Genomic DNA, 24284 nt, shown 5'->3' with positions numbered 1-24284 from the left:
ACTCGCGATCCCGCCGGCGTCGCCGGCGTGTAGGGCCTGTCGTCCTCGTTCTGCCGTAATCCGCGTAGCGAAGCGCCAAAAGCGCTGTGCGGCCGGCGGGCGCAGATGCCAGGCCCTTATAAAATACGCCCAGGTTTCCGGCTCCGGGTCTCTCCACCGGGGCCGGAACCATTTGGAGCAAGAGAAATAATGTCTGACCTCATACCCCAACTTACCCAGCAATTCTTCAACGGATTGTCTCTGGGCGCGATCTATGCGTTGATTGCCATCGGCTACACAATGGTCTACGGCATCATCGGTATGATCAACTTCGCTCACGGCGAAATCTACATGATCGGCGCCTATGTCGGCCTGGTCACCCTGACGGCCATCGGCACCAATAGCGGCTTGCCGATACCGTTCATCATCGCGGCCATGCTGGTCGTGGCCATCGTGGTCACGGGCATCTACGGTTTCAGCGTCGAGCGCGTCGCCTACCGGCCCGTGCGCGGCAGCCCCCGTCTGGTGGCGCTGATCTCGGCCATCGGCATGTCGATCTTCCTGCAGAACTGGGTGGCCCTGGGCCAGGGCGCGCGCGACATGGCCGTGCCATCGCTGGTGTCTGGCGCCGTGCAGTTCCACATGGGCTCCGACTTCGACGTCACCGTGCCGTATTCGCGCATCATGATCATCGTGGTCACTGTGGTGCTGATGATCGGGCTGACGCTGTTCATCAAGTATTCCCGCATGGGCCGCGCCTCGCGCGCCTGCTCGCAGGACATGCACATGGCGAACCTGCTGGGCATCGACACCAACCGCGTGATCTCGTTCACCTTCGTGATGGGCGCGATCCTGGCAGCGGTGGGCGGCGTGCTGATTGCCATCACCATCGGCAAGCTCAACCCCTTCATCGGCTTTCTTGCCGGCATCAAGGCCTTTACCGCCGCGGTGCTGGGCGGCATCGGCAGCATCCCCGGCGCCATGCTGGGCGGTGTGCTGCTCGGGCTGGCCGAGACCTTCGCGGCTGCCTACATCTCCTCACAGTACAAGGACATCGTGGCGTTCTCGCTGCTGATCCTGATCCTGCTGTTCCGTCCCACCGGGCTGTTGGGCAAACCTGAGGTGGAAAAAGTCTGATGTCGAACAACAATCTGAAAAACGCCACGATGGCGGCCGTGCTGACGGCTGTCATCGTCACCCCCGTCTTCGGCCTGCAGCTGATCCGGCAGGGCGCCCGCACCACGATGGAATCGAACTGGTCGCTGGTGGCGATTGCCGCCGCGATCGTGTTCGTGTTCCAGTTGCTGCGCCCCTGGATCGCCAAGCCGTTCCAGAAGCTGAAGACGGGCCTGCCGACCTTGCCGGCCGCGCCGGCCAAGAGCCACAAGCCGCTCGCCATTCTGCTGTTGGCCATCGCGGTCATCTGGCCGTTCTTCGCCGGGCGCAGCTCGGTGGACATCGCCACGCTGGTGCTGATCTACGTGATGCTGGGCCTGGGCCTGAACATCGTGGTGGGTTTTGCCGGCCTGCTGGACCTGGGCTTCGTGGGCTTTTACGCCGTCGGCGCCTATACCTACGCCTTGCTGTACCACTGGGGCGGCTGGAGCTTCTGGGAAGCGCTGCCGTTCTCGGGCGCCATGGCCGCGCTGTTCGGTTTCATCCTGGGCTTTCCGGTATTGCGGTTGCGCGGCGACTACCTCGCCATCGTGACGCTGGGCTTTGGTGAAATGATCCGCCTCTTGCTGATCAACCTGAACACGCTGACCGGCGGTCCGGACGGCATCTCGGGCATTCCCAAGCCGACGGTGTTCGGCCTGGAAATGACGCGTCGCGCCAGCACCGAAGGCGGCACCACTTTCCATGAATTCATGGGCTGGAATTTCCAGAACCAGGACATGGTGGTGTACCTGTACCTCATGGCGCTGCTGCTGGCGCTGGTGACGCTGTTCGTCTCCACCCGACTGATCCGCATGCCGGTTGGACGCGCATGGGAAGCGCTGCGCGAGGACGAGATCGCCTGCCGTTCGCTGGGGCTGAATCCCACGCGGATCAAGCTGTCGGCGTTCACGCTGGGCGCCATGTTCGCCGGCTTTGGCGGCGCGTTCTTCGCGGCGCGCCAGGGCATGGTGAATCCGGAGTCCTTCACCTTCATCGAATCGGCGCTGATCCTGGCCATCGTGGTGCTGGGCGGCATGGGCTCGCAGGTGGGCGTGATCCTGGCGGCCGTGCTGCTGACGGTGCTGCCGGAAGTGGCGCGCGAATTCGCCGAATACCGGATGCTGATGTTCGGCCTGGTGATGGTATTGATGATGATGTGGCGTCCGCAGGGGTTGTTGCCCATGAAGCGTCCCCATGTGGAGTTGGCTAAATGAGCGAGGCATTGCTGAAAGTATCCGGGCTCACCATGCGGTTCGGCGGCCTGTTGGCCGTGGACAGCGTGGCGTTCGAAGTCAAATCCGACGAGGTGTTCGCCATCATCGGCCCCAACGGGGCAGGCAAGACCACGGTGTTCAACTGCGTGGGCGGTTTCTATGCGCCGACGGCGGGCGACATCACCATGGACGGCAAGGCCATCACCGGTCTGCCCAGCCACAAGGTGGCGCGCCATGGGCTGGTGCGCACGTTCCAGAACGTGCGCCTGTTCAAGCAGCTGACCGTGCTGGAGAACCTGCTGGTGGCGCAGCACACCCAGGTGGAGTCGCGGCTTTTGCCGGGCCTGCTCAAGCTCAAGTCCTATCGCCAGTCCGAGACCGACGCGCTGACGCGCGCCGCGCAATGGCTGGATTTCATGGGCTTGCGCGAGTTCGCCAACCGTGAGGCGGGCAACCTGGCCTACGGCCACCAGCGCCGCCTGGAGATCGCGCGCTGCATGATCACCAAGCCGCGTCTGCTGATGCTGGACGAACCGGCGGCGGGCCTGAACCCTCAGGAAAAGCGCGATCTGCAGTCGCTGATCGACCAGTTGCGGCGCGAATTCGGCGTCGCGGTGCTGCTGATCGAGCACGACATGAGCCTGATCATGGGCATTTCCGACCGCATCCTGGTCATGGAGCACGGCAAGCCCATCACTACCGGCACCCCCGAGCAGGTGCGCAACGACGAGCGCGTCATCAAGGCGTACCTGGGGGAAGAGTAATGCTTAAGCTGGATAACATTCATACCTACTACGGCGCCATCCAGGCGTTGAACGGGGTGTCGGTGGAGGTCAACAAGGGCGAGATCGTCACGCTGATCGGCGCCAACGGCGCGGGCAAGACGACGCTGCTGATGACCGTCTGCGGCAACCCGCGGGCACGCGAAGGCACGATCACGTTCGAGGGCGAGGACATCACCCACAAGGACACGCACCACATCATGCGCAATGGCATCGCCATTTCGCCGGAAGGGCGGCGGGTCTTCAAGGACCTGACCGTTGCCGAGAACCTGATGATGGGCGGCTTCTTCGCCAAGCGCGATGAGATCCAGGCGGGCATCGACCACGTGTACGGGCTGTTTCCGCGCTTGAAAGAACGCGCCAGCCAACGCGCTGGCCTGATGTCGGGCGGCGAGCAGCAGATGCTGGCCATCGGCCGCGCGCTGATGACGCGTCCGCGCCTGTTGCTGCTGGACGAACCGACGCTGGGCCTGGCCCCGCTGGTGATCGCCCAAATTTTCGACATCATCCGCGAGATCCGCGAACAGGGCGTGACGGTGTTCCTGGTCGAACAGAACGCCAACAAGGCGCTGGGCGTGGCCGACCGCGGCTATGTGCTGGAAAACGGGCGCGTGGTGTTGCAGGACACCGGCGCCAACCTGCTGGTCAACGACCAGGTGCGCAAGGCGTATCTGGGCGGTTGATTGCTGTTCCCCGCGAAGGGAAATTGGGGCGCATTGGAAAATGCGCTTTTTTTTTCGCCTGTTTGGCGCGGGGAAGGGGCCGCGGGCTCAGGCCGCCAGCAGCTGTTCGGCCTGGTAATGCGCGATTGCGGCTCGCGCCAGCGCGTCGATGGAGTCGGTCAGCGTCACGCCCAGGCTGGGGCGCAGCGCGTGCGGCACTGCGAGGGGCAGTTCGGTGCAGCCCAGCACCACGGCGTCCGCGCCGCGCGCCTTGAGGCGGGCGATGCATTCGGCGGCTGGCGCGTAGGCGTCTTCCAGGCGATTGGCCTTGACCGCGCGGATCGAGCCCATGCAATAGCGTTCGACTTCGTCGTCGTCGGGCACGATGCACTCATAGCCTTGCGCTTCCAGATGCTGCTGATAGAGGCCCAGCTTGAGCGTGGCGGCGGTGCCCATCAGGCCGATGCGGCCGGTGGGCAAGCCCAGACGCCGCAGGTCGTCGATGACGGCCTGGATGATGTGCAGCACGGGCAGGTCGGTGGACGCAGCGATCTGGTCGTACCAGAGGTGGGCCGTGTTGCACGGGATGGCGATGAGCTGCGCGCCGGCGTTCTGCAGAAAGCGCACGCCTTCCTGCATGTAGGGCAGAGGATTTTCGCCGCCCGCCATGTAGGCGCTGGACCGGTCGGGAATGCGGGGGTCGTTGCGCAGCAGCGTAGGGATGTGCTGCTGGTCGATCGCGGCGGGCGTCAATGCCGCCAGGCGCAGGGCAAAGGCGGCGCCCGCCATGGGGCCCATGCCGCCCAATACACCCAGGTAACAACCCTGGGAATAGCTGTTCACGTTATTTACTCCGAGCTAATGCCGTCCCGGGCGTCAAGACCTGGCCCGGGCGTTCGGCGCTGGTCCGTTCCCCGTCCCAGACCTGCCTGCCGTTGACCCAAACCGCTTGGATGCCCTGGCTTGCCTGAATGGGAGCTGAAAAAGTGGCCACATCTGTCACGGTGGCGGGATCGAACAGCACCAGATCAGCATGATACCCCTCCCGCAACAGGCCGCGCTCGGCGATGCCGTATTGGTCCGCGGCGAGGCCGGTCATTTTGTGGATGGCGGTTTCCAGCGTCAGCAGGCGCTGTTCACGCACCATGGCGCGCAGCACGTTGGTGAAGGTGCCCCATTGGCGGGGGTGCGGATGCGGATCGAAGGGCAGGCCGTCCGAGCCCACCATGGTCAGTGGATGCGAGAAGATGCGGCCGACATCGGCCGGATCCATCAGGAAATAGATGGCGCCGGCGGGCGCGAGCCGTGCGATGGCGGCTTCGTCGTCCAGGCCCAGTTCGGCCATGACCTCGCTGAAGTCGCGGCTGGTGGCTTCGGGGTAGCCCTTGGACCAGGTGATCATGGTGCGGCTGGCCAGGCGCGCGCGGTCCAGCCGCAACATGGTGGAGGTGGCGGGGTAGGGATGGCAATCCAGGCACACCGCCTGGGTGGCGGCGGCGCGGTTGATCAGGTCCAGGGTTTCGCGGCTGCGGCCGTGGTTGCGCTCGCCGGCCAGCTTGTGGTGCGAGAACACCACGCGGCAGTCGAGTTCGCGGCCGATCAGCAGCGCTTCTTCCATGGCCGCAACGATCTGGTCGGCCTCGTCGCGCAGATGCGTGGCGTAGACGCCGGGACGGCCGCGCAACGGCGCGCAGACCTCGATGATCTCGTCGGTGGGTGCCGCGCTGGCCGGCGGATAGAAGGTGCCGGTGGAAACGCCGAAGGCGCCCGCGTCCAGTGCCTCTTGCAGCAGCGCGCGCATGGCGGCGCGTTCGTCCGCGTCGGCGGCACGCGAGGTGTCGTCCATGACCGCCACGCGCAGCGTGGTGTGGCCGACCAGCGGCGCCACGTTGACGGCGGCGGGCGTGGCGCGCAGTGCGTCCATCCAGGCGCGGAAGGTGCTGAAACGGAACAGTTCGGCCGGACCCAGCAGGTCCAGCGGCTGCGGGATGGCAGTGCCATCCAACGGGGCCAGGCTGATGCCGCAATTGCCGGTGACCACGGTGGTGATGCCCTGCGAGACCTTGGGCAGCATGTCCGGGTGCGCCAGCAGGTAGCCGTCGTCGTGGGTATGGGAGTCGATGAAGCCGGGCGCCAGTGTCAGGCCGCTGGCGTCGATGACGGGCACGCCGGCCGGGCGGGCGAATTCGCCCACCGCGGCGATGCGGCCGTCATGCACGGCCAGGTCGCCCTGGCGGGCAGGGCCGCCGGTGCCGTCGACGAGCGTGGCGCCTGCCACGATGAAGTCTGCTTGCAGCATGCGCGCGCTCATCAGTCGAGTTTCTCGATGCCGGCGCCGTCGATGATCTGTTGCCATTTGGCGGTTTCGCGGTCGATCAGCTGCTTGAAGTCGGCGGGCGAGCCGCTGGCCGGTTCGGCGCCCAGCGTGGCCAGGCCGGTGCGGACTTCAGGCGCCTGCAGCGCCTTCTGGATGGCGGCGTTCAACGTGGCGACCACTTCCGGCGGGGTGCCCTTGGGTGCGACCACGCCGCCCCAGGCCACGGTTTCGTAGCCCTTCAGGCCGGCTTCGTCCAGCGTGGGCACGTCGGGCATCAGCGCCAGGCGTTTCAGGCTGCTTACGCCGATGGCGCGGACCTTGCCGCTCTTGACCAGCGGGGTCGCTTCCGAGGTGTTGACGAACAGGTAGTCCAGGCGGCCGCCCAGCAGGTCCTGGATGGCGGCGGGACCGCCGTTGTAGGGGATGAATATGACGTTGATCTTGGCCATGCCCTTGAAGAGTTCGCCGCCCATGTGGCCGGTCGTGCCCACGCCCGAGGCGCCATAGGACAGGCGGCCGGGTTCCTTGCGGGCGCGGTCGATCAGGTCCTGCACGCTCTTGACGGGGGAGTCGGCCGGCACGATAAGCGCGTTGTACAGGTCGAACAGATGGGCTACGGGCGTCAGGTCCGCGTCCACGTCGTAGGGCAGGCGCTTGAACAGCGAACGGTTCACGGCCAGCGTGTTGATGTTGCCGTAGCCCACCGTGTAGCCGTCGGGCGCGGCGCGCTTGACCAGGGCGATGCCGATGTTGCCGGCGGCGCCGGGGCGGTTCTCGACCACCACCGTGGCGCCGGTGTCGCGCGCCAGCTGGGTCGTGATCAGGCGCGACAGCACGTCGGGCGAACCGCCGGCGGCCGAGGGCACCACGAAGGTGATGGGCTTGTCGGGATACGCGCCGGCGGTGGCGGCGGCCGACATGGCGGCGCCGAGCGCCAACGCGGAAAGGCCGCGGAAGAGTTTGCTACGCATGGTGGATTCCCCTTGGTTTTGTGGTGTTGAGGCGGGCAGGTTACACCCCGCGTCTCTGCGCGCCCTCATCGAAAAATGTCGAAAACCTATAATCGGGCGTTATCGGTTTGGTGATGATTTGCCAGGGGAAAAAATGGATGAGCATGCCTATGCGGACGAGGTCGGACCCACTGCCGGACGGCCTTTGAACCTGCGCCAGATCGAGGTGTTCCGCGCCATCATGATGGCCGGATCGATCAGCGGCGCGGGCCGCATGCTGCACGTATCGCAACCCGCGGTCAGCCGCGTGCTGGCGCTGACCGAGAGCCGGTTGGGCTACAAGCTGTTCGAGCGCGTGAAGAGCCGGCTCTCGCCGACGGCCGAGGCGCGGCGGCTGTACGCGGAAGTGGAGCAGGTCTATGGCGGCATCCAGCGCGTGAACGACCTGGCTGCCAGCCTCGGCCAGTCGGGCGCGGGCATGCTGAAGATCGTCGCCAGCGCCAGTTTCGGCCAGCGCCTCATTCCGATGGCGCTGGATCGCTTCCGCGGCCGCAATGCGGACGCGCGCGTCGATTACCGCAGCGTGACCTTCGATGAGCTGGCTGCGTATTTTCTATCGGGCCAGGCGGACATAGGCGTCTCCATGCAGCCGCCCGATCATCCCAATCTGCGGTCCGTGCGCCTGGCGCGGGTGCCCATCGTCTGCGCGCTGCCTGCCGGGCATCCGCTGGCGGCGCGCGAGGTGATGCGGCCGGAGGATTTCTCCACCGCGGCCTGGATCGGCTATCCGCGCGATACGCCGCTGGCGCGCGCGCTCAAGCCCTTCTTCGGCGAAGGGCCGGCTTGCGCGGCGGCGGTGGAAGTGCATTCGCCCGTGACCGCCTGTTCTTTCGTGCAGCAGGGATTGGGGCCGGCGCTGGTCGATGCCTGGTGCGTGACGCCGGACCAGGCCGCGCACATGGTCTTGCGCCCGATATCGCCGCCGGCCAGCGTGGATATCTGGGCCACGCATTCGAATCTGAGCGCGCCGCCCTTGCTGGCGCGGCGCTTTCTGGCGGCGGTGAAGAAAACGCTGGAAGAGGGGGAGCCGCGCGAACTGGCGCCCGGCGCTTCCAGCTGAGGGCTTGCGCCGGAGGGGCAAGCCCGGCCGGACCTTACAGGCCTTCGGCCTTGAGCGCGGCCTGCACGCCCTTGTCGGCTTCCATGCGCTTGAAGAATGCGGCCAGATTGTCCAGGCCCGACAGGTTCACTTCCTTGGCGTGCGCCCAGCGCAGCACCACGTACAGGTAGGCGTCGGCGATGGAGGGCTTGTCGCCCGTCAGGTAGGACTTGCCGGCGAGCTGTGCGTTCAGCTGCGCGAAGAGCTTGGTCAGCAGCGCGGAAGCCGAGCCGGCCAGCTCCTTCTGTGCGCCTTCGTCGCCGACGAAACGCGACGCACCGAAGATCATCGAGAAAGTCTTGTGGATGTCCGAGTTGATGAAGCCGAGCCAGCGGCGCACTTCGGCGCGCGAGCGCGGCGAACCGTCGCCCAGCAACTGCAGTTCAGGCGCGTGTTCAGCCAGGTACTCGAGGATCGCCGCGTTCTGCGTGACGGTCCAGCCGTCGTGCGCCAGGGCGGGCACGGCGCCCAGCGGGTTGACCTTCAGGAACTCCGGGCCCTTGAGTTCGTCGCGGCTCAGCTTGTGCGTTTCGTAGGGTTTGCCGATCCATTCCAGAACGATATGGGAAGCGAGCGAGCACGCGCCGGGCATGTAGTACAGTTTCATCAGATGGGGTCTCCTGAGAGCAAGGACGGGGATCTCCGTTCCTGGCCGATATGGTACGCCACCCGTTGCCGGAGATGCCCATGCCGTCACGTCCCGCCGCAATCACGCGCGCGCTGTTCCTGTCGTTCTCTTTCTGCCTGGCGCTGCCCGCGTCCGCGCAGCCGGGGCCCGAACCCGCATCGGTCCCGGCCCGCATCACGGCCGTGGTGGGCGGACTCAATCATCCCTGGGCAATGGCCTTTCTGCCCGAGGGCGGCGTGCTCATTACCGAGCGTCCCGGCAACCTCAGGCTGCTGCGCATCCCGGGCGGCTTGTCCAAGCCGTTGGCCGGCGTGCCCAAGGTCGCGGCGCAGGGCCAGGGCGGCCTGCTGGACGTTGCGCTGTCGCCCGACTTCGCGCAGGACCGGTATGTCTATCTGTCCTATGCCGAGGCCGATGGTTCGAAGAGCGGCACCGCCGTGGGCCGCGGCAAGCTGTCCGCCGATGGTTCGGCGCTGGAGGATTTCCGCGTGCTGTTCCGGCAGCAACCGAAGCTGTCGTCGGGCCTGCACTACGGATCGCGCCTGGTGTTCGACGACAAGGGCTATCTGTACATCTCGCTGGGCGAGAACAACCAGCGGCCCACCGCGCAGGATCTGGACAAGCTGCAGGGCAAGGTGGTGCGGCTGAAGGCCGACGGGTCGGTGCCGACCGACAATCCCTTCGTGGGCCAGGCCGGCGCGCGGCCCGAGATCTGGTCCTACGGGCATCGCAATCCCCAGGGCATGGCGCTCAACCCCTGGAGCGGCCAGCTCTGGGAAAACGAGCACGGACCGCGCGGCGGCGACGAAATCAACCTGGTCCAGCGCGGCAAGAACTACGGCTGGCCGCTGGCCACCCACGGCATCAACTACTCGGGCCAGCCCATCCCCGAAGCCAAGGCAACGGAGCTGCCCGGCATGGAGCCGCCGCTCTATTGGTGGCCGAAGTCGCCGGCCATCAGCGGCATGGCTTTCTACAACGCGGACCGGTTCCCCGCCTGGCGTAATTCCGTGTTCATCGGCGCACTGGCCAACCAGAATCTCATCCGCCTGACCTTGGACGGCGACCGTGTGGTGGCGCAGGAGTGGCTGCTGACGGACCGCAAGCAGCGGATACGCGACGTGCGGCAAGGGCCGGACGGTTATGTGTACGTGTTGACGGACGCCTCGCCAGGCGAGTTGCTGCGCCTGGCGCCGGCCGAACAGGGAGAGTGAATGCCATGAAACCGTATGAGCTGATCGGGTCCGCCGGCTGCGGGTCCGCCATCGTCGAGATGGCGCTGGTACTGGCCAACGTGCCGCACACCTTGACGGACCTGCCGTACCTCAAGCCCGGCGCCGAGCGCGACAGGCTGCTGCAACTGAATCCGTTGGGGCAGGTGCCTACCCTGGTCCTGCCGGACGGCGAGATCATGACCGAGAGCGCGGCCATGATCCTGCATCTGAACGATGTGGCGCCCCAGGCCGGCCTGGCGCCCGCGCCCGACAAGCCTGAGCGGGCCCGGTTTCTGAATCTGCTGATCCGGCTGGTGGCGGCGATCTATCCCACGTTCACCTATGGCGACGACCCGCCGCAATGGACCACCGCAGGCCCTGCGGCCGAGCTGCTGAGGCAGCGCGTGCATACGCGGCGGACGGATATCTGGCAGGAGCTGGAACGCCAGGCTGGCGCCCCGCACATGCTGGGCCGGCGCTTTTCTGCGCTGGATCTGTACGTCACGGTGATGACGCATTGGCGTCCCGGGCCGGCGTGGTTCGCGTCCGAGTGCCCGGCGCTGACCGCTGTGGCGCGCGAGGCGGCGCAGGAGCCCAATGTGGCGCGCGTGCTGCAACGGCATTTTCCGCCGCCTACGGAGTAGCCGGGCGTCAAGCCTTGGTTGGTTTGCGGGTCCTGGACTTGGCCCGTGCTTCACGCAGGGCGATGTAGACGCCGCTGCCGGCGATGAAGAGCGCGCCCAGATAGGCATAGGCGTCCGGGGTCTCATGCCAGAAGACCCAGCCCAGGATGGTGGCCCAGATCAGCCCGGTATAGTCGAAGGGCGCAACCACCGAGGCGGGACCGATGCGGAATCCCTGGGTGATCAACGCCAGGCCCAGGGTGCTGAACAGGGCGACGGCGCCGAAGTACGGCAGATCCTCCATCGCGGGCTGCTCCCAGACCAAAGGCAGGGCGACCGCGCTACAGACCAGCTGGCCCAGCACGATGTAGAGCGTGGTCGTCAGCATGCCTTCGTTGCGGTTGATGCCGCGCGCCGTGATCATCATCACCCCATACAGCAAGGCGGTGACCAGCGGAAGCAGGGTGGCCGCCTGGAACGTTGCGGCCCCGGGCCGCACCACGATCAGCACGCCGGCGAACCCGGCCAGCACGGCCAGCCAGCGCTTGCCGTCCACGCGTTCTTTCAGGACCAGTACCGATAGCGCCGTCACGAACAGCGGTGCGGCGAAGGCGATGGCGGTGGCTTCGGCCAGCGGCAGCGTGCGCAGGCCCAGATAAAAGCAATAGGCCGACACGACGTTGATGGCGCCGCGCGTCAGGTGCAGGCCAGGGTGCGCGGTGCGCAATACTCGCCGTCCGCCCAGCCACAGCGCCAGCGTGGCGACGAAAGGCAGGGCGATGAGCGCCCGCAGGAACAGGATCTGCAGCGGGTTGTAGTTGGCGCCGAGCCATTTGGCGTTGGCGTCGCTCAAGGTCAGGAAGAAAATGCCGCCCACCACGCAGGCGATGCCTGCTGCGGCGGATTGGGCCTGGGCGGGAAGTACGGAAGAGGTGGACATCTACAGCCTGGGAGGGCGGCGGTTCGGGCCGCCCGAAAGGAAAGGAAGGGGGGAGGATTCAGCCTTGGGCGCGATAGGCCGCCAGGGCGACCATGCCCCAAGACGCCAGGAAGGCGACGCCGCCGAAGGGGGTAACGGCGCCCAGCCAATGCGTGCCCGTCAGGGACAGCACATACAAGCTGCCGCTGAACAGCACGATGCCGACGAACATCACCACGCCGGCCGCGGAAAGCAGGGACGAACCGTAGCGGGCGCCCAGCAGCGCGACGACGAACAGGCCCAGCGCATGGATCAGGTGGTACAGCACGCCGGTCTGCCAGACGGACAGCAGTTCCGGCGTCAGCATGCGCTTGAGGCCGTGGGCGCCAAAGGCCCCCGCGCCCACCGCCACCATGAGATTCAACGCCGCAAGTATCGTCAGCTGCCGGTCCGTCATCGCCAGTCCTTATAAGTGTCTGATCAATCGTGTTACAGCCGCCTATGATATGCCCAAATCCCGCGCCTATCCGGAGGCATGGCATTGTTGGGGACGGATCTTGTGACAGTCTTTCCAAATGGGATATCATGAATTCAATTTGGAATTTCTGGTGCGTCCGCAGTCGTGGCGCCCAGACTTGCAGGAGTCAGGCCATGAGCGTAGCCGCCCTCGAAAAAAGCCCCGCCAAGCGTCCGTCCCGCCATGCGGCGGCGCGCGCCAAGCAGTTGTTCCGCAGCCTGGTCGACAGCCCCCTGGTCGACATGGCGCGCGACGTGCGCCGCGGCCTGCCTGCGCAGATGGTCGACGACGCGGCCGACTACCTGCAAGTGCCCAAGTCGGAAATCATGGCCATCACCGAGGTCAAGGCGGCCTCGCTGTCGCGCTGGAGCCGCGAAGGGCTGATGCTGCCGCTGGGCGAATCCGACCGCCTGGCCCGCGTCGCGCGGGTGGCGCGGGTGGCGCGCCAGGTTCTGGGCAGCGACGAAGAAGCCGTCGCCTGGCTGAACACGCCAGTGCCCGCCCTGGGCAACGTCAAGCCGCTGTCGCTGCTGACCTCCGACGCCAGCAGCCGCATTGTCGAAGACACGCTGGCGCGCGCCGCGGCGGGCGTCTACGCATGACGGACGACAGCGTTTCGATCTGGCGCATCGGGACTACCGCAGGCAAATACCGCGCCGACGACCTGAGCGGGGCGGGCGCCGCGGCCGTGGGCGGGCGCTACAACAGCCCGGGCACGGCGGTGGTCTATGCCTCGGCCAGCGTGGCGCTGGCGGCGCTGGAAACGGTGGTGCATTTTGCGGCCCGCGCGTCCGAACAGGCCAACCGCTATCTGATCGAACTGGCGGTGCCGCGCGCCGTACACGAAGCCCGCCAGGCGCTGAGCCTGACGCAGTTGCACGAGGACTACCCGTTCTGGGATGCCGTGCCCTTCGCGGAAGCGTCGCAGGCGGTGGGCGACAACTGGGTGCAGTCCGGCGTGTCGGCGCTGCTTGAACTGCCCAGCGCCATCGTGCCTTACCGGGGCGTGCCGGACTGCAATTTCCTGATCAATCCGGCGCACCCCGACGCCGAGCACATCGTAGTGGTGCGGCGCGAACGCTTCATCTACGATCCGCGCCTGCGCCCCGTCTAGTTCAGTCCGTCAGTACCGCGCGGCCCACGACCTTGCCGGCCCGCAGCGATGCCAGCACGCTGTCGGCCTCGGCCAACGCATGGCGGTGCACGGGCATGGGCGGCACCTTGCCGGCCCGCACCAGCTCCATCAGTTCCTGCAGTTCGGTCAGGTTGCCGACGTAGCTGCCGATGATGGACAGGGCTTTCATGGGAATCAGCGCGATGGGCCACGACGATGCGCCGCCGAACAGGCCCACGATGATCAGCTTGCCGCCCTTGGTCAGGAAGTCAAAGGCAAGCGAGGTAGTCGCGGGCGCGCCGACCAGGTCGATGGCGGCCTGCGCGGGTTTGCCGCCGGCCGCCTTGATGATCTGCTGCGCGGCGTCCGGCGCGGCGCCGTCGATGGCGGCGAGCGCGCCGGCTTCCAGCGCGGCCTGGCGCTTGGCGGGGTCGATGTCGACGACGATGGCGCCGGCGCCGCCCAGGGCCTTGATCAGCGTCAGGCTCATGAGGCCCAGGCCGCCCGCGCCGAAGATGACAACGGGGTGCGAACGGTAGATGTCCGGGCCAATTTTCTTCAGCGCGGAGTAGGTGGTGAGCCCCGAGCAGGCATAGGGCGCGATCTGCGCGGGATCGAGGTCGCCGATGTCGATCAGGTAGCGCGGGTGCGGCACCAGGATGTGGTCGGCGTAACCGCCGGCGCGGTGCACGCCCAGGCAGGCGGGCGCGGAGCAGTGGTTTTCCATGCCGGCCAGGCAAGGCGGGCAGTTGCCGCAGCCGATCCAGGGGTACACCAGGTAGTTGCGGTCGGCCGACAGTCCCTGGGCATCGGGACCGGCGGAGACGACGGCGCCCACGGTTTCATGGCCCATGGTGAGCGGTAGCGAGACGCCGCGGTCTTTCAACGACAGCGTGCGGCCCTGGCCCAGGTCGTAGCCGCCTTCCCACAAGTGGATATCGCTGTGGCAAACGCCAGCCGCGCGCACCTTCAGCAGCACCTGCGACCCTTGCGGCGTGGGCGTGGGCTGGTTCATTTCCTGCAAGGGCTCGCGGAAGTTCACGACGCAATAGCACTTCATGGGATGTCTCCTCCTGGGTGGTTTTACGGCCGGCCCGCGAGGCGGGCGCGGCGTGGCAAGGCTATTTCTTCACGGTCGGGCATTCACTGTCCGCCAGGGACACGAAGACCTTTTCGCCCGGCACCGTGGACAGGATGCGGTAGAAGTCGCCGGGGTACTTGGATTCGGCGGGCTTCTTCACTTCGACCAGATACAGATCCATGATGACGCGGCCGTCTTCGGGGCGCACCCGGGCATTCTTGATCAGTTTGGTGGTGATGGGCAACTCGCGCATCTTCTGGTTGACTGTCGCGCCGTCGAAGGTGCCGGCGGCCTGGGCGGCTTGCAGGTAATGGGTGGTGGCGACGTAGCTCAGGGCCTGCACGATGGAAGGCGCGCGCGTCACGCCCATCTTTTTCTGCCAGCGCTGGGTCCAGGCCCGGGTGTCTTCGTCCGCGTCCCAATAAAAACCGGTGGGGAAGGTCAGCCCTTGGGCCACGGGCAGGCCCATCGCCTGCACGTCGTTGATGAAGGTCAGGAAGGTCAGCATGCGCTGCTTGCCCCCGGTCAGCCCGAACTCCTGGGCCTGCTTGATCAGGTTGACCAGGTCGCCGCCGGCGCTGGCCAGGCCCACCACGTCGGCCTTGGACGATTGCGCCTGCACCAGGAACGAAGCGAAATCCAGCGCGCCCAGGGGATGGCGCGTGCTGCCCAGCACCTTGCCGCCGGCCTTGTCCACGAAGCGCGAGGCGTTGGCTTCCAGCGATTTGCCGAAGACATAATCGGTGGTGATGAAGTACCAGGACTTGCCGCCGCTTTCGACCACGCTCTTGACCACGGCATTGGCCAGGGCATAGGTGTCGGGCGCCCATTGCGTGCTGAGATTGCTGCACTGCTTGCCGCTGAAGTCGCCGGCGAAGCCGCCGCTGATGAGGGCGGTTCCGCCTTTTTCGCGCGCCACGCCCTGGGCGGCCAGGCCCGCGGAGCTGGCGCCGCCGTCCACCACGGCCACCAGGCCTTGCGTGTCGAACCAACGGCGGACCAGGGCCGAGGCCACGTCCGCCTTGTTCTGGTTGTCCGCGCCTATGACTTCGACGGTCTTGCCGGCGACCTTGCCGCCGAAGTCCTCGACCGCCATGCGCACGGCCATCTCGGAGCCCAGCCCGCCCAGGTCGGAATAGATGCCGGAGCGGTCGTTGGATACGCCCAGGCGAACCACGTCGGTTTGGGCTTGGGCCGCGCAGGCGGCCAGCGAGGCGGCCAGCGCCGCCAACAGGGGTTTGATACGCATCTGCTTGCCTCCCGGCCCGATGAGGGCCGAATTATTGGTGTCTCGTTGGGATGCTGTGTATCTGCTTGCGGGGCGCCAGTTCTCCATCTGGCCGAAAATTATTTCACATTGGTGAAAGAAAATTCTTGTGCAAGAATTTAGGTTCGCACATATGAAAAGTCAACATGGTGGATTTCCCAAGTCGAAGCGCGCTTGCGCCGGCTGGAGGAATGCCGCGCGAGGGGTAGACGCATGGAAGTGAAGCTCGTCGCAAGAACGCTGGAACTGATCGAACTGTTCGCCCAGGAGCGGCGGCCGATGCCGCTGACCGAACTGGCGCAAGGCCTGGGCGCGCCCATGTCCAGCTGCCTGGCGCTGGTGCGTACGCTGGTGGCGCGGGGCTATCTGTACGAGGTCCGGCGGCGCGCCGGTTACTACCCCACGCCCAAGCTGCACGCCTTGTGCGGGCTGATCCAATCGGGCGACCCCTGGATGGAACGGGTGCGTCCGCAGCTTGCCGCGCTGCGCGATGCGGCCAATGAAACGGTGATGCTGGGCAAGATCCAGGACGGCGCGGTGCTGTTCCTGGACATGGCGGAATCCACACACCCGGTGCACTACGCGACCCGACCCGGGGTGCGGCGGCCTTTGCATACCAGCGCCGTGGCCAAGGCGATTCTTGCGCGGCTGGGGTCGGCCGAGCGCGAGAGCATCCTGGAGGATGTCGGGTACGAACGCTATACGGATCGCACGCTGCTCACGCGCCAGGCGCTGCTGGATGAAATCGAGCGGACGGCGGCCAGGGGCTGGGCCGAGAACGCCGGCGAAAGCGTGGCTGACCTGACCGGGCTGGCGGTGGCGCTGGATCTGGGCGGCGAATGGTACGCGCTGTGCATGGCGGGACCCACGTCGCGCGTTGCCGAGAGGCGCGCAGAGAACCTGCGCTTGTTGAGCGAGACGGCGGAAGCGCTCCGTCTCGGCCGGGAAGCTTAGGGGCCGCGCAAGCGGCTCAGGAACCGCGGCGCATCAGGGTCGACTTGCCGAACAGGCTTTCAATGAGGTCCACCGCCAGTTCCGCGGTCTTGTTGCGCACGTCGAAGGCCGGGTTCAGTTCCACCACGTCCAGCGAGCGCATGAGGCCGGTATCGGCGATCATTTCCATGCATAGCTGGGCCTCGCGGTAGGTGGGGCCGCCGGGGACGGTGGTGCCCACGCCGGGGGCGATCTCCGGGTCCAGGAAGTCCACGTCGAAGCTCACGTGCAGATGCGTGTCGGCGTCCAGCCCGGCCAAGGCCGCTTCCATGGTGGCGCGCATGCCCATTTCGTCGAGGTAGCGCATGTCGAAGACTTCCAGGCCGGCCTCATGCACCAGGCGTTTTTCGCCCTGGTCCACGCTACGGATGCCGATCTGCCGCACCCAGCCCGGCTCGATGTCGGGAGTCTGGCCGGACAGGCCCGTGATCTGCGCCGGGCCGTAACCGCACAGGCAGGCCACCGGCATGCCGTGGATGTTGCCCGTGGGGGTGAGCGCGTTGGTATTGAAGTCGGCATGGGCGTCAAGCCACAGCACGCGCAGCTTCTTGCCGGCTGCGCGGCAGTGGCGCGCGACCGCGCTGATCGAGCCTATGCCCAGGCAGTGGTCGCCGCCCAGCAGGATGGGCAAGCGGCCCTGGCTCAATTCCTCGTAGACGGCATCGTGCACCGCACGGTTCCATGCCGCGACTTCGTCCAGGTGGCGGTAGCCGTCCGTAGGCGGCAGCCAGGGATTGGCGGGGCCGTAGAGGTTGCCGCGGTCGGTCACCTGGAAGCCCTGGGCCTCGATGACCGGGCCCAGGTCCGCCACGCGCAGGGCTTCTGGCCCCATGGACGCGCCGCGCGCGCCGGCGCCGATGTCGGTGGGCGCGCCGATCAGGGTGATGTGGTGGGGCAGGTTGGCGGTGTTCTGCAAGTCGCGGACTCCGGTAGGGTGCATCAAGTGGCGGATAGTACCGCGCTCAATTGATCGCAGGCCCAGTCGATCTGCTCGCGCGTCACGATCAGGGGCGGCGACAGGCGCAGCGTGTGGCCGTGCGTGTCCTTGACCAGCATCCCGCGTGCCTGCAGGCGTTCGCACCACAGGCGCGCGCCGCCGGCATCGGCCTCCAGCTCCACGGCCAGCATCAGGCCGCGACCGCGCACTTCGCGCACGGGGCCGGGCAGGGTGCGCAGGCGGTCCAGGAAGTAGGCGCCCATGGCGGCCGCGTTTTCGATCATGCCTTCCTCGGTCAGCACGCGCAGCGCGGCGCGCGCGATGGCGCAGGCCAACGGGTTGCCGCCGAAGGTGCTGCCGTGCTGGCCGGGCTGGAACACGCCCAGCACGTCGGCGTTGGACAGCACCGCCGACACGGGGTAGAAGCCGCCCGACAGCGCCTTGCCGATCAGGGTGACGTCGGCTTCGATGCCTTCGTGCTCTTCGGCCAGCAGCTTGCCGGTGCGGCCCAGGCCGGTCTGGATCTCGTCCAGGATCAGCGTGATGCCGCGTTCGGTGCAGCGCTGGCGGACCCGAGCGAAATAGCCCGCAGGCGGCAGGACCACGCCGGCTTCGCCCTGTATCGGTTCCACCAGGAATGCCATGGTGTTGGGCGTGATGGCGGCGTCGAAGGCGTCGTAATCGCCGAAGGGAACGATCTTGAACCCCGGCGCGAACGGCCCATAGTGGCCGTAGGCGTCGGGATCGGTAGAGAAGCCCACGATGCCCAGCGTGCGGCCATGGAAGTTGTTGGCGCAGACGATGATCTCGGCCTGGTTTTCCGGCACGCCGCGCACTTCGTAGCCCCATTTGCGCACGGCCTTGATGGCGGTTTCCACGGCTTCCGCGCCGCTGTTCATAGGCAGGATCTTGTGCGCTCCGGTCAGGCGCGCCAGGTCTTCATAGAACGGCGCCATCTGGTCGTGGCGGAAGGCGCGCGAGGTCAGCGTGAGCTTTTGCGCCTGCTCGGCCATCGCGGCCAGGATGGCAGGATGGCAGTGCCCCTGGTTGACGGCGGAATAGGCCGACAGGCAATCCAGGTACTTGCGGCCGTCCACGTCGTAAAGCCAGACGCCGCTGCCGCGCGCGATGACCACATCCAGGGGGTAGTAGTTATGCGCGCCGAGCTGGTCTTCGACGCGGTCGCGGTGGCTGGCGGCGGACGGTGCGCCGGGCTGATTGTTCAATACCGCGCTCATGAGCGTCTCCCGAGGAGGTATTGCAGCCATCTTAGCGCCGCAATCCGGTCCGCGGCATTGCCATTGCGTGACAAAGGCCATTGCCGGGCGACGCCGCGGGCTGCTGCACAATAGCGGCTGCGCAGGGCGATGCCCTGTTTTCCTACCTGGATGGTTCTCATGTTGTTGCACAAACTGCTACTGAAATTCACCCGCTGCGCGGCCGCGGCCGGGTTGGCGCTGGCCTGCGCCTCCGCCGCCATGGCGCAGGACAAGCCGCTGCGCATCGGCGTGATCCCCAGCGTGGCCAATGCCGCCACCGAGATCGCCGTCGCCCAGGCCAGGAAAGAGGGTCTGGAGGTCAAGCTGGTGGAGTTCAACGATTGGGTGCTGCCCAACATCGCGGTCGCCGATGGCTCGGTGGACGCGAACTTCTTCCAGCATGAACCCTTCCTGGAACTCTTCAACCAGCGCCGCGGCGCGGACTTGAAGCCCATTGCCTACGGCTATTCCACCACCATCGGCCTGTTTTCCAAAAAGCTGAAGAAGGGCGACGCCGTGCCTGACGGCGCGACCATCGCGGTGCCGAACGACCCGGTCAACACGGGCCGGGCGCTGTTGCTGCTGGAATCCATCGGCCTGATCAAACTCAAGCCCGGCGTGGCGCACCAGGCCGCGCTGGAAGACGTGGTGTCCAATCCCAGGAAACTGAAGTTCGTGCAGATCGAAGGCTCGCAGTCGGCGCGCACGTTCGACGACGTGACCGCGTCCGTCACGTACACCACCTTCGCCAAGCAGGCCGGCTTGAACGAGAAGGACGGCCTGGCCTTTGACAACACCGATCCGGCCAATGTGCGGCGCTATGCCATCCGCTGGGTGGCCACGCCGGCCGGCGCGCAGGACCCGCGCCTGTTGAAGTTCATCTCGATCTACCAGAACTCGGCCGAAGTGAAGGCCAAGCTGCGCAGCCTTTATGGCGATCTGATCGACTTTCCTTGGTAACGGGGCGCGGGGGCGTGGGCATTGACGATTCTTGGCAGTTCGGCTCAGGGATAGCTCGTATACTGGCCCCAATTTTCCTCCCGCCCGGAGATGAGGCGCCGTCTTGGCTGCGCCGCAGGGCGCGCCCTCTACTCTCGAGCCCCACGCCATGCGTATTCCATCGTCCGACGATGCCGCCCATGCCCAGGTCCTGCCCGTCGATGACGGCCGCATCCTGGCCGCGGCGAGCGCGATTCTGGCGGCGGGGCCGCAGGCCGGCTTTTTCGAAACGCTGGTCAGCCGCGCGGCCGCGGACATGGGCGTGGACTACGCCTGGGTGCGGCTGCAGGACGCCAGCGGCGGGACGGAACTGATCGCCAGCGCCAGTTGCGGCGCTGGCCTGGCGGCTGGTCCCGCGGGCGCGGGTGACGCCTTGCACGCACGGCTGGCGGATCAGACCTCGCATGTCTGCCTGCATCACACGCCGCAAGACAATCCCTGGCTGGCCGAAGCCCGCGTGCGGGCCTGGGTGGCGCGTACGCTTTTCGACGCGAACGGGGTCGCCTGTGGTCACATCGCTTTCCTCTTCAGGCGCGAACTGGCCGATGCGTCAGCCTACGTCAGCGCGCAAGCCATACTCGCCAGTTTCGCGCAGCACGCTGTGCTGGACGCCGCCGCCCGCGAGCGCGAGCTGGCGCGGCTGAACGAAGTCATCGCGCAGTTTGGGGCGCTGTTCCGGTCGGCGCCGGTGCTGATCAACGCCTTCGACCAGGACGGCCGCTGCACCTTGTGGAACGACGCCTGTGCGCGGCGCTTCGGCTGGTCCGAAGCCGAGATCAAGCTGAGCCTGAACCCTTTTGCGCTGTTCTACCCCGATCCGGCCGTACGGGATCGTGCGATGGATAGCGTCGTCGCGCGGCCCGACCGCTCGTTCCGCGAATGGCAGCCGCGCACGCGCGACGGCGAGCAATTGTCGGTGCTTTGGTCCAACGTCAAGCTGCCCGACGGCAAGGTTGTGAACCTGGGCATGGACGTCACCGAAAGCCGGCGTGCGGAAGCCGCCCTGGAGCGCATGGCCCGGGTGGATAGCCTGACCGACTGCTGGAATCGCGCCGAAATCCTCAAGCGGATGGAAGAGCGCCTGGCCGACGTCCGCCGTGGCGCGGGCGGTCCGACCACCGCGCTGATGCTGGACCTGGACTACTTCAAGCAGGTCAACGACCGCTATGGACATCTGGGGGGCGACATCGCTTTGCGGCATTTCTGCGATCAACTGCGCGCCTGTCTGCGCGAGGGCGATTCCGTGGGTCGGCTGGGCGGCGAGGAGTTCCTGGTGCTGCTGGCGGACGCCGATGCGGCGGTGGCGCGCGCGATCTGCGAGCGCCTGCGCACCAGCCTGCGGCAGCATCCGGCGGATATCGATGGGGCGGTGGTGACGCTGTCGGTGAGCGGCGGCATTGCGGGCTTTCTGCCCGGCGATGCCAGCGCCTCGGACGTGCTGCGCCGTGCGGATTTCGCGCTTTATCAAGCCAAGCGGTCGGGCAGGGATTGCGCGGTGGAGTATCGCAACTGATCGATGTTGCTGCCGCCAGCCTATGGCATTCAGGCAGTCGCCTGGCCGCGCGCCGAGCGCCGGCCATTGAGCCGCCAATGCAGGCCCACCGCCGCGGCAGCCAGGGCGCAGGCCGCGGCCAGGCCCAGCGCTTCGAATCCCGCGTGGGTGTAGATGGTGCCGGCGATCGCGGTACCGACGCTTGCGCCCAGGTAGGTGGTGCAGGTGTTCAGCCCCAGCACCGCGCCGCGCTCTTCGGGCCGGGCGCGCGACAGCAGCAGCACCAGCAGGTTCAGGCTCAGTTGCGAGGCCGCGCCCCATAGCGTGGCGATGGCCAGCACCGCGCTCAACGCATGCGCGGCCGGCAGCAGCCCCAGATACACCAGCGCGATCACGCCCAGCGCCAACGGCAGGGCGCGGCGCGGCCCCAGCCGCTCGATCAGCGGCGCGCCAGCCACCCCCGCCAGCAGGAACCCCGCTCCGTAGGCGAAAGCGATGAAGCCCACCTGTCCTGCAGACAGCGCGAGCAGGCCGCGCACGTGGTCCGCCAGGAAGGCGTAGACGCCATAGAAGGCCGACGAGAACGCCAGGCAGCCCAACAGCAGGGCGGGCACGTCGCGGTAGGACAGCGGCGCCAGCAGGCGCGACAGGCGCAGCGGCGCGGGATTCCCGGCGCGGCGTTCCGGCAGCTTGCGCAGCCCGAGCACGGCAATGGCGGCGCAGAGCGCCAGCGTGGCGTAGGTGGCGCGCCAGCCCACCGCGTCGGAGATGAGCGCGGACAGCGGTACGCCCGCCACCAGCGACACCGACCAGCCCGCGATGACGCGTCCCAGGGTGCGCGCCTCCTGGCCAGGCGGCGCGATCAGCGCGGCAGATCCATAGGCGGCGGGCAGGATGACCCCCGCAGCGGCGCCCGCCAAGGCTTGCGCCAGCGTCAGCACAAGCCAGTGCGGCGCGCAGGCGGACAGGATCAACGCGGCGATCAGGACCGCCATCGCGCCCAGCAGCGAGCGGCGTACGCCGATGCGGTCGATGCGTGCGGCCAGGAAGAAAGCGCTGGCGGCCGTGGCCGCGCCATAGGCGGAAATGGCGGTGCTGATGGTCAGCGGCGAGGTGGAAAAGGAGCGCGCCACGTCGCTCAGGATGGGACTGAGCGCCAGGCCGTTGGAGCCTACGACGCTGACGGCGAACATCAGGGCGGGGACGGAAGAGGCGGGGCGGGCGCTGCGGGTGCTACGGTTCTGCATCGCGAAATTTTATTGGAATAAAATAAGGGTTAACGCTTATATTTCCTTATTCCGTAAAAGTTCGAATGCCGTTCGGCAGAACCTGATTCCAATGCCTGATCTTGATGACCGCGACCGAAAGCTGTTAACGCTGCTGGCCGACGATGCCTCCCCCAGCTACGCCGAATTGGGCAAAATGCTGAACCTCTCCGCCCCGGCCGTGCATGAACGGGTCAAGCGCCTCAAGCGCGATGGTCTGATCAAGGGCATTGCCGCCAAGCTGGACGGCGCGCGCATCGGCCGGCCGCTGCTGGCCTTCGTGCACGTGGACACCAACAACTGGACCATTACGCAGCAGGTGCTGGGGCTGGCCGAGCTGACCGAGGTGGAAGAGATCCACACCATCACCGGCAAGAGCGCCATGCTGCTGAAAGTGCGCGTGCGTGATACGCAGGCGCTGGAGGCGCTGCTGGCCCGCATCCATCAGATCGACGGCATCACCAACACCACCAGCGACATCGCCCTGACCAGCTATCTGGAACGCGGGCCCTTGCCGGACAACGGCTGAGCCGCGCCGTTCAGGCCGCGCGCAGCCGCAGGCGCGTGATCTCGGAGGGTGCGCCCAGGCGCTTGGGCGGTCCCCAGTAGCCCGTGCCGCGGCTGATGTAGATCCACATCTTGCCCAGGCGATGCAGGCCGGCCGTATAGGGCTGCTGGAAGCGCACGAAGAAACCCCATGGGAAGAACTGTCCGCCATGCGTATGGCCGGACAGTTGCAGGGTATAGCCGAGTGGCTCGGCCGCCGCCGCGCTGCGCGGCTGGTGCGCCAGCAGTATCCGGGGCATGGCGTCGGCGGGCGCGCCCGCCAGCGCCGCCTTGGGATTGCTGCGATGCTGCGGATCGAACGAGCCGGCGCTGTAGTCGGTGATGCCCGCCACCACCACGGGCAGGCCGGCGGGGTGGATGACCACGTGCTCGTTCATCAGCACGCGCAGCCCCATGCGGCGGAACTCGGCGATCCAGGGCGTGGCGCCCGAATAGTATTCATGGTTGCCGGTCACCAGATAGACCCCATGGGGCGCGCGCAGCTGGCCCAGCGGGCTGGCCTGTACGGAAAGCTGCTCGACGCTGCCGTCGACCACGTCGCCGGTGATCGCAATCATGTCCGGCAGCTGTTCATTGACGGCGTCGACGATGGCCTGCACGTAGCGTTTCTTGATGGTCGGGCCAACGTGGATGTCGCTGATCTGCACGATGGTGAAGCCGTCCAGGTCGGGCGCGAGGCCGGCGATGGGCACGTCCACATCGACCACGCGCGCCCGCTTGCGGGCGTTGTACAGGCCGACCAATGTTCCGGCGAGGGCCAATATGGGCACGGCCCAGGCGCTGACCCGGCGCAGCGTGGTCCAAGGCAGATCGGCGCCGATCAGTAGATTCGCCAGCCACGTCACCAGCAGCAAAGCGTCGCGCAGCACCGTCAGCACGAACAGCGACGAGAACAGGCCCATCGCGAACAGCCCGACCCAGGCAATGCGGTCGCCCCAGGGCGGGTGCACGGACGAACGCCCCAGCATCCCCAGCGGGATCAGGATGCAGGACAGCAGCAAGGCAAGAATGGCGGCGGCGGAACCCGCTCCGCCCAATTGGGCGTCGGGGATCAGGCGGGCGCCCACGTAGACGTGAGCCAGGGCGCCCAGGGTCAGGAAGCGCAGGAAGAATGAGGATTGGCGTAGGGACACGGCGGCTCTGGGGCGCGCCAGGCCGGGAGCAGCGGCGCGCGGGGCAAGGGAACCG

25 protein-coding genes are annotated in these 24284 nt (G+C 67.0%); 13 read left to right on the top strand and 12 right to left on the bottom strand.

Annotation, left to right across the window (positions count from 1 at the left end):
* The first annotated feature begins 189 nt into the window (after positions 1–189).
* Genes livH through IB259_RS05575 form a run of 4 tightly spaced genes read left to right on the top strand, consistent with a single transcriptional unit; the run spans position 190 to position 3816 of the window.
* Complete coding sequence (gene livH / locus IB259_RS05590) at positions 190–1116, top strand: high-affinity branched-chain amino acid ABC transporter permease LivH (protein ID WP_054454161.1); 927 nt, start codon at positions 190–192, stop codon at positions 1114–1116.
* Complete coding sequence (locus IB259_RS05585) at positions 1116–2351, top strand: high-affinity branched-chain amino acid ABC transporter permease LivM (RefSeq protein WP_054454162.1); 1236 nt, start codon at positions 1116–1118, stop codon at positions 2349–2351. The genes livH and IB259_RS05585 overlap by 1 nt, the downstream gene beginning before the upstream one ends.
* Positions 2348–3115 (top strand): high-affinity branched-chain amino acid ABC transporter ATP-binding protein LivG, encoded by a 768-nt coding sequence (gene livG, locus IB259_RS05580; protein ID WP_119451572.1) that lies wholly within the window; start codon positions 2348–2350, stop codon positions 3113–3115. Before IB259_RS05585 ends, livG begins: the two co-directional genes overlap by 4 nt.
* Positions 3115–3816 carry an ABC transporter ATP-binding protein gene (locus IB259_RS05575; RefSeq protein WP_054454165.1) on the top strand — a complete coding sequence of 234 codons (702 nt, stop codon included), beginning with the start codon at positions 3115–3117 and terminating at the stop codon, positions 3814–3816. The genes livG and IB259_RS05575 overlap by 1 nt, the downstream gene beginning before the upstream one ends.
* A gap of 87 nt (positions 3817–3903) precedes the next feature.
* Here IB259_RS05575 and IB259_RS05570 read toward each other — a convergent pair whose 3' ends face one another.
* The 3 genes from IB259_RS05570 to IB259_RS05560 are packed head-to-tail and all read right to left on the bottom strand — an operon-like array spanning position 3904 to position 7083.
* Positions 3904–4638, bottom strand: a complete 735-nt coding sequence (locus IB259_RS05570; RefSeq protein WP_119451571.1) for an aspartate/glutamate racemase family protein — start codon at positions 4636–4638, stop codon at positions 3904–3906.
* Position 4639: 1 nt separating this feature from the next.
* Complete coding sequence (locus IB259_RS05565; RefSeq protein ID WP_192327969.1) at positions 4640–6106, bottom strand: amidohydrolase family protein; 1467 nt, start codon at positions 6104–6106, stop codon at positions 4640–4642.
* The gene (locus tag IB259_RS05560) at positions 6106–7083 is read right to left on the bottom strand and encodes a tripartite tricarboxylate transporter substrate binding protein (RefSeq protein WP_192327966.1); all 978 of its coding nucleotides are present in this window, start codon (positions 7081–7083) and stop codon (positions 6106–6108) included. Before IB259_RS05560 ends, IB259_RS05565 begins: the two co-directional genes overlap by 1 nt.
* 133 nt (positions 7084–7216) lie before the next feature.
* On the opposite strand from IB259_RS05560, the gene IB259_RS05555 reads away from it, so the two are divergent.
* The gene (locus IB259_RS05555; RefSeq protein WP_192327963.1) at positions 7217–8182 is read left to right on the top strand and encodes a LysR family transcriptional regulator; all 966 of its coding nucleotides are present in this window, start codon (positions 7217–7219) and stop codon (positions 8180–8182) included.
* A 34-nt stretch (positions 8183–8216) separates the two neighbouring features.
* Here the strand turns inward: IB259_RS05555 and IB259_RS05550 are convergent, their stop codons facing one another.
* Entirely contained in the window at positions 8217–8828 is a 612-nt protein-coding gene (locus IB259_RS05550) for a glutathione S-transferase family protein (protein ID WP_054454174.1), read from the bottom strand.
* Between the two features lie 80 nt (positions 8829–8908).
* Between IB259_RS05550 and IB259_RS05545 the strand changes: the two genes are divergently transcribed.
* Together IB259_RS05545 and IB259_RS05540 are read left to right on the top strand one after the other, a co-directional pair.
* On the top strand, positions 8909–10063 hold the full coding sequence (locus IB259_RS05545) for a PQQ-dependent sugar dehydrogenase (protein WP_192327960.1): 1155 nt from the start codon (positions 8909–8911) through the stop codon (positions 10061–10063).
* Between the two features lie 5 nt (positions 10064–10068).
* Positions 10069–10707 carry a glutathione S-transferase family protein gene (locus IB259_RS05540; protein WP_054454840.1) on the top strand — a complete coding sequence of 213 codons (639 nt, stop codon included), beginning with the start codon at positions 10069–10071 and terminating at the stop codon, positions 10705–10707.
* Between the two features lie 7 nt (positions 10708–10714).
* On the opposite strand, the gene IB259_RS05535 is transcribed toward IB259_RS05540, so the two are convergent.
* Both IB259_RS05535 and IB259_RS05530 read right to left on the bottom strand, forming a co-directional pair.
* Positions 10715–11626: a DMT family transporter gene (locus tag IB259_RS05535; protein ID WP_192327957.1), complete on the bottom strand. Its 912-nt coding sequence runs from the start codon at positions 11624–11626 to the stop codon at positions 10715–10717.
* Between the two features lie 58 nt (positions 11627–11684).
* A complete protein-coding gene (locus IB259_RS05530) occupies positions 11685–12062 on the bottom strand; it encodes a DUF423 domain-containing protein (protein ID WP_054454180.1) in 378 nt (125 codons plus the stop codon).
* Positions 12063–12256: 194 nt separating this feature from the next.
* Between IB259_RS05530 and IB259_RS05525 the strand changes: the two genes are divergently transcribed.
* Both IB259_RS05525 and IB259_RS05520 read left to right on the top strand, forming a co-directional pair.
* Positions 12257–12724, top strand: coding sequence for an antitoxin Xre/MbcA/ParS toxin-binding domain-containing protein (locus IB259_RS05525; RefSeq protein WP_054454182.1), 468 nt, complete (start codon positions 12257–12259; stop codon positions 12722–12724).
* The gene (locus IB259_RS05520) at positions 12721–13236 is read left to right on the top strand and encodes an RES family NAD+ phosphorylase (RefSeq protein WP_054454184.1); all 516 of its coding nucleotides are present in this window, start codon (positions 12721–12723) and stop codon (positions 13234–13236) included. Before IB259_RS05525 ends, IB259_RS05520 begins: the two co-directional genes overlap by 4 nt.
* Position 13237: 1 nt before the next feature.
* On the opposite strand, the gene IB259_RS05515 is transcribed toward IB259_RS05520, so the two are convergent.
* Together IB259_RS05515 and IB259_RS05510 are read right to left on the bottom strand one after the other, a co-directional pair.
* Positions 13238–14296, bottom strand: coding sequence for an alcohol dehydrogenase (locus IB259_RS05515; RefSeq protein WP_054454185.1), 1059 nt, complete (start codon positions 14294–14296; stop codon positions 13238–13240).
* A 61-nt stretch (positions 14297–14357) separates the two neighbouring features.
* Positions 14358–15566, bottom strand: coding sequence for an ABC transporter substrate-binding protein (locus IB259_RS05510; protein ID WP_175160468.1), 1209 nt, complete (start codon positions 15564–15566; stop codon positions 14358–14360).
* Positions 15567–15797: 231 nt separating this feature from the next.
* Here IB259_RS05510 and IB259_RS05505 point away from each other — a divergent pair, with 231 nt between their 5' ends.
* On the top strand, positions 15798–16538 hold the full coding sequence (locus IB259_RS05505) for an IclR family transcriptional regulator (RefSeq protein WP_192327955.1): 741 nt from the start codon (positions 15798–15800) through the stop codon (positions 16536–16538).
* Between the two features lie 16 nt (positions 16539–16554).
* On the opposite strand, the gene rocF is transcribed toward IB259_RS05505, so the two are convergent.
* A complete protein-coding gene (rocF, locus tag IB259_RS05500; RefSeq protein WP_054454192.1) occupies positions 16555–17517 on the bottom strand; it encodes an arginase in 963 nt (320 codons plus the stop codon).
* Positions 17517–18752 carry an ornithine--oxo-acid transaminase gene (gene rocD, locus IB259_RS05495; protein ID WP_192327953.1) on the bottom strand — a complete coding sequence of 412 codons (1236 nt, stop codon included), beginning with the start codon at positions 18750–18752 and terminating at the stop codon, positions 17517–17519. The genes rocF and rocD overlap by 1 nt, the downstream gene beginning before the upstream one ends.
* Before the next feature lie 159 nt (positions 18753–18911).
* Between rocD and IB259_RS05490 the strand changes: the two genes are divergently transcribed.
* Both IB259_RS05490 and IB259_RS30945 read left to right on the top strand, forming a co-directional pair.
* Positions 18912–19733 (top strand): MetQ/NlpA family ABC transporter substrate-binding protein, encoded by an 822-nt coding sequence (locus IB259_RS05490; protein WP_192327951.1) that lies wholly within the window; start codon positions 18912–18914, stop codon positions 19731–19733.
* Positions 19734–19881: 148 nt separating this feature from the next.
* Positions 19882–21285, top strand: coding sequence for a sensor domain-containing diguanylate cyclase (locus tag IB259_RS30945; protein ID WP_225596778.1), 1404 nt, complete (start codon positions 19882–19884; stop codon positions 21283–21285).
* A 29-nt stretch (positions 21286–21314) separates the two neighbouring features.
* On the opposite strand, the gene IB259_RS05480 is transcribed toward IB259_RS30945, so the two are convergent.
* The gene (locus IB259_RS05480) at positions 21315–22511 is read right to left on the bottom strand and encodes an MFS transporter (protein ID WP_192327949.1); all 1197 of its coding nucleotides are present in this window, start codon (positions 22509–22511) and stop codon (positions 21315–21317) included.
* Between the two features lie 91 nt (positions 22512–22602).
* Between IB259_RS05480 and IB259_RS05475 the strand changes: the two genes are divergently transcribed.
* Positions 22603–23058, top strand: a complete 456-nt coding sequence (locus IB259_RS05475; protein WP_054454198.1) for an Lrp/AsnC family transcriptional regulator — start codon at positions 22603–22605, stop codon at positions 23056–23058.
* A 10-nt stretch (positions 23059–23068) separates the two neighbouring features.
* Here IB259_RS05475 and IB259_RS05470 read toward each other — a convergent pair whose 3' ends face one another.
* A complete protein-coding gene (locus IB259_RS05470) occupies positions 23069–24229 on the bottom strand; it encodes a metallophosphoesterase (protein ID WP_119451561.1) in 1161 nt (386 codons plus the stop codon).
* Between the last annotated feature and the right edge of the window lie 55 nt (positions 24230–24284).

The sequence above is a fragment of the Achromobacter sp. ACM04 genome (genome assembly GCF_014851465.1).
In the GTDB taxonomy this organism is placed as follows: Bacteria; Pseudomonadota; Gammaproteobacteria; order Burkholderiales; family Burkholderiaceae_B; genus Achromobacter; species Achromobacter aegrifaciens.
Note: the sequence above shows the minus strand (reverse complement) of the source record. Positions and strands in the feature narration are given on the sequence as shown.

Coding starts and splice junctions, on each gene's coding strand:
- livH (WP_054454161.1), top strand. CDS start 190: ATGTCTGACCTCATACCCCAACTTACCCAGCAATTCTTCAACGGATTG.
- IB259_RS05585 (WP_054454162.1), top strand. CDS start 1,116: ATGTCGAACAACAATCTGAAAAACGCCACGATGGCGGCCGTGCTGACG.
- livG (WP_119451572.1), top strand. CDS start 2,348: ATGAGCGAGGCATTGCTGAAAGTATCCGGGCTCACCATGCGGTTCGGC.
- IB259_RS05575 (WP_054454165.1), top strand. CDS start 3,115: ATGCTTAAGCTGGATAACATTCATACCTACTACGGCGCCATCCAGGCG.
- IB259_RS05565 (WP_192327969.1), bottom strand. CDS start 6,106: ATGAGCGCGCGCATGCTGCAAGCAGACTTCATCGTGGCAGGCGCCACG.
- IB259_RS05560 (WP_192327966.1), bottom strand. CDS start 7,083: ATGCGTAGCAAACTCTTCCGCGGCCTTTCCGCGTTGGCGCTCGGCGCC.
- IB259_RS05555 (WP_192327963.1), top strand. CDS start 7,217: ATGGATGAGCATGCCTATGCGGACGAGGTCGGACCCACTGCCGGACGG.
- IB259_RS05550 (WP_054454174.1), bottom strand. CDS start 8,828: ATGAAACTGTACTACATGCCCGGCGCGTGCTCGCTCGCTTCCCATATC.
- IB259_RS05545 (WP_192327960.1), top strand. CDS start 8,909: ATGCCGTCACGTCCCGCCGCAATCACGCGCGCGCTGTTCCTGTCGTTC.
- IB259_RS05540 (WP_054454840.1), top strand. CDS start 10,069: ATGAAACCGTATGAGCTGATCGGGTCCGCCGGCTGCGGGTCCGCCATC.
- IB259_RS05535 (WP_192327957.1), bottom strand. CDS start 11,626: ATGTCCACCTCTTCCGTACTTCCCGCCCAGGCCCAATCCGCCGCAGCA.
- IB259_RS05530 (WP_054454180.1), bottom strand. CDS start 12,062: ATGACGGACCGGCAGCTGACGATACTTGCGGCGTTGAATCTCATGGTG.
- IB259_RS05525 (WP_054454182.1), top strand. CDS start 12,257: ATGAGCGTAGCCGCCCTCGAAAAAAGCCCCGCCAAGCGTCCGTCCCGC.
- IB259_RS05520 (WP_054454184.1), top strand. CDS start 12,721: ATGACGGACGACAGCGTTTCGATCTGGCGCATCGGGACTACCGCAGGC.
- IB259_RS05515 (WP_054454185.1), bottom strand. CDS start 14,296: ATGAAGTGCTATTGCGTCGTGAACTTCCGCGAGCCCTTGCAGGAAATG.
- IB259_RS05510 (WP_175160468.1), bottom strand. CDS start 15,566: ATGCGTATCAAACCCCTGTTGGCGGCGCTGGCCGCCTCGCTGGCCGCC.
- IB259_RS05505 (WP_192327955.1), top strand. CDS start 15,798: ATGGAAGTGAAGCTCGTCGCAAGAACGCTGGAACTGATCGAACTGTTC.
- rocF (WP_054454192.1), bottom strand. CDS start 17,517: ATGCACCCTACCGGAGTCCGCGACTTGCAGAACACCGCCAACCTGCCC.
- rocD (WP_192327953.1), bottom strand. CDS start 18,752: ATGAGCGCGGTATTGAACAATCAGCCCGGCGCACCGTCCGCCGCCAGC.
- IB259_RS05490 (WP_192327951.1), top strand. CDS start 18,912: ATGTTGTTGCACAAACTGCTACTGAAATTCACCCGCTGCGCGGCCGCG.
- IB259_RS30945 (WP_225596778.1), top strand. CDS start 19,882: ATGCGTATTCCATCGTCCGACGATGCCGCCCATGCCCAGGTCCTGCCC.
- IB259_RS05480 (WP_192327949.1), bottom strand. CDS start 22,511: ATGCAGAACCGTAGCACCCGCAGCGCCCGCCCCGCCTCTTCCGTCCCC.
- IB259_RS05475 (WP_054454198.1), top strand. CDS start 22,603: ATGCCTGATCTTGATGACCGCGACCGAAAGCTGTTAACGCTGCTGGCC.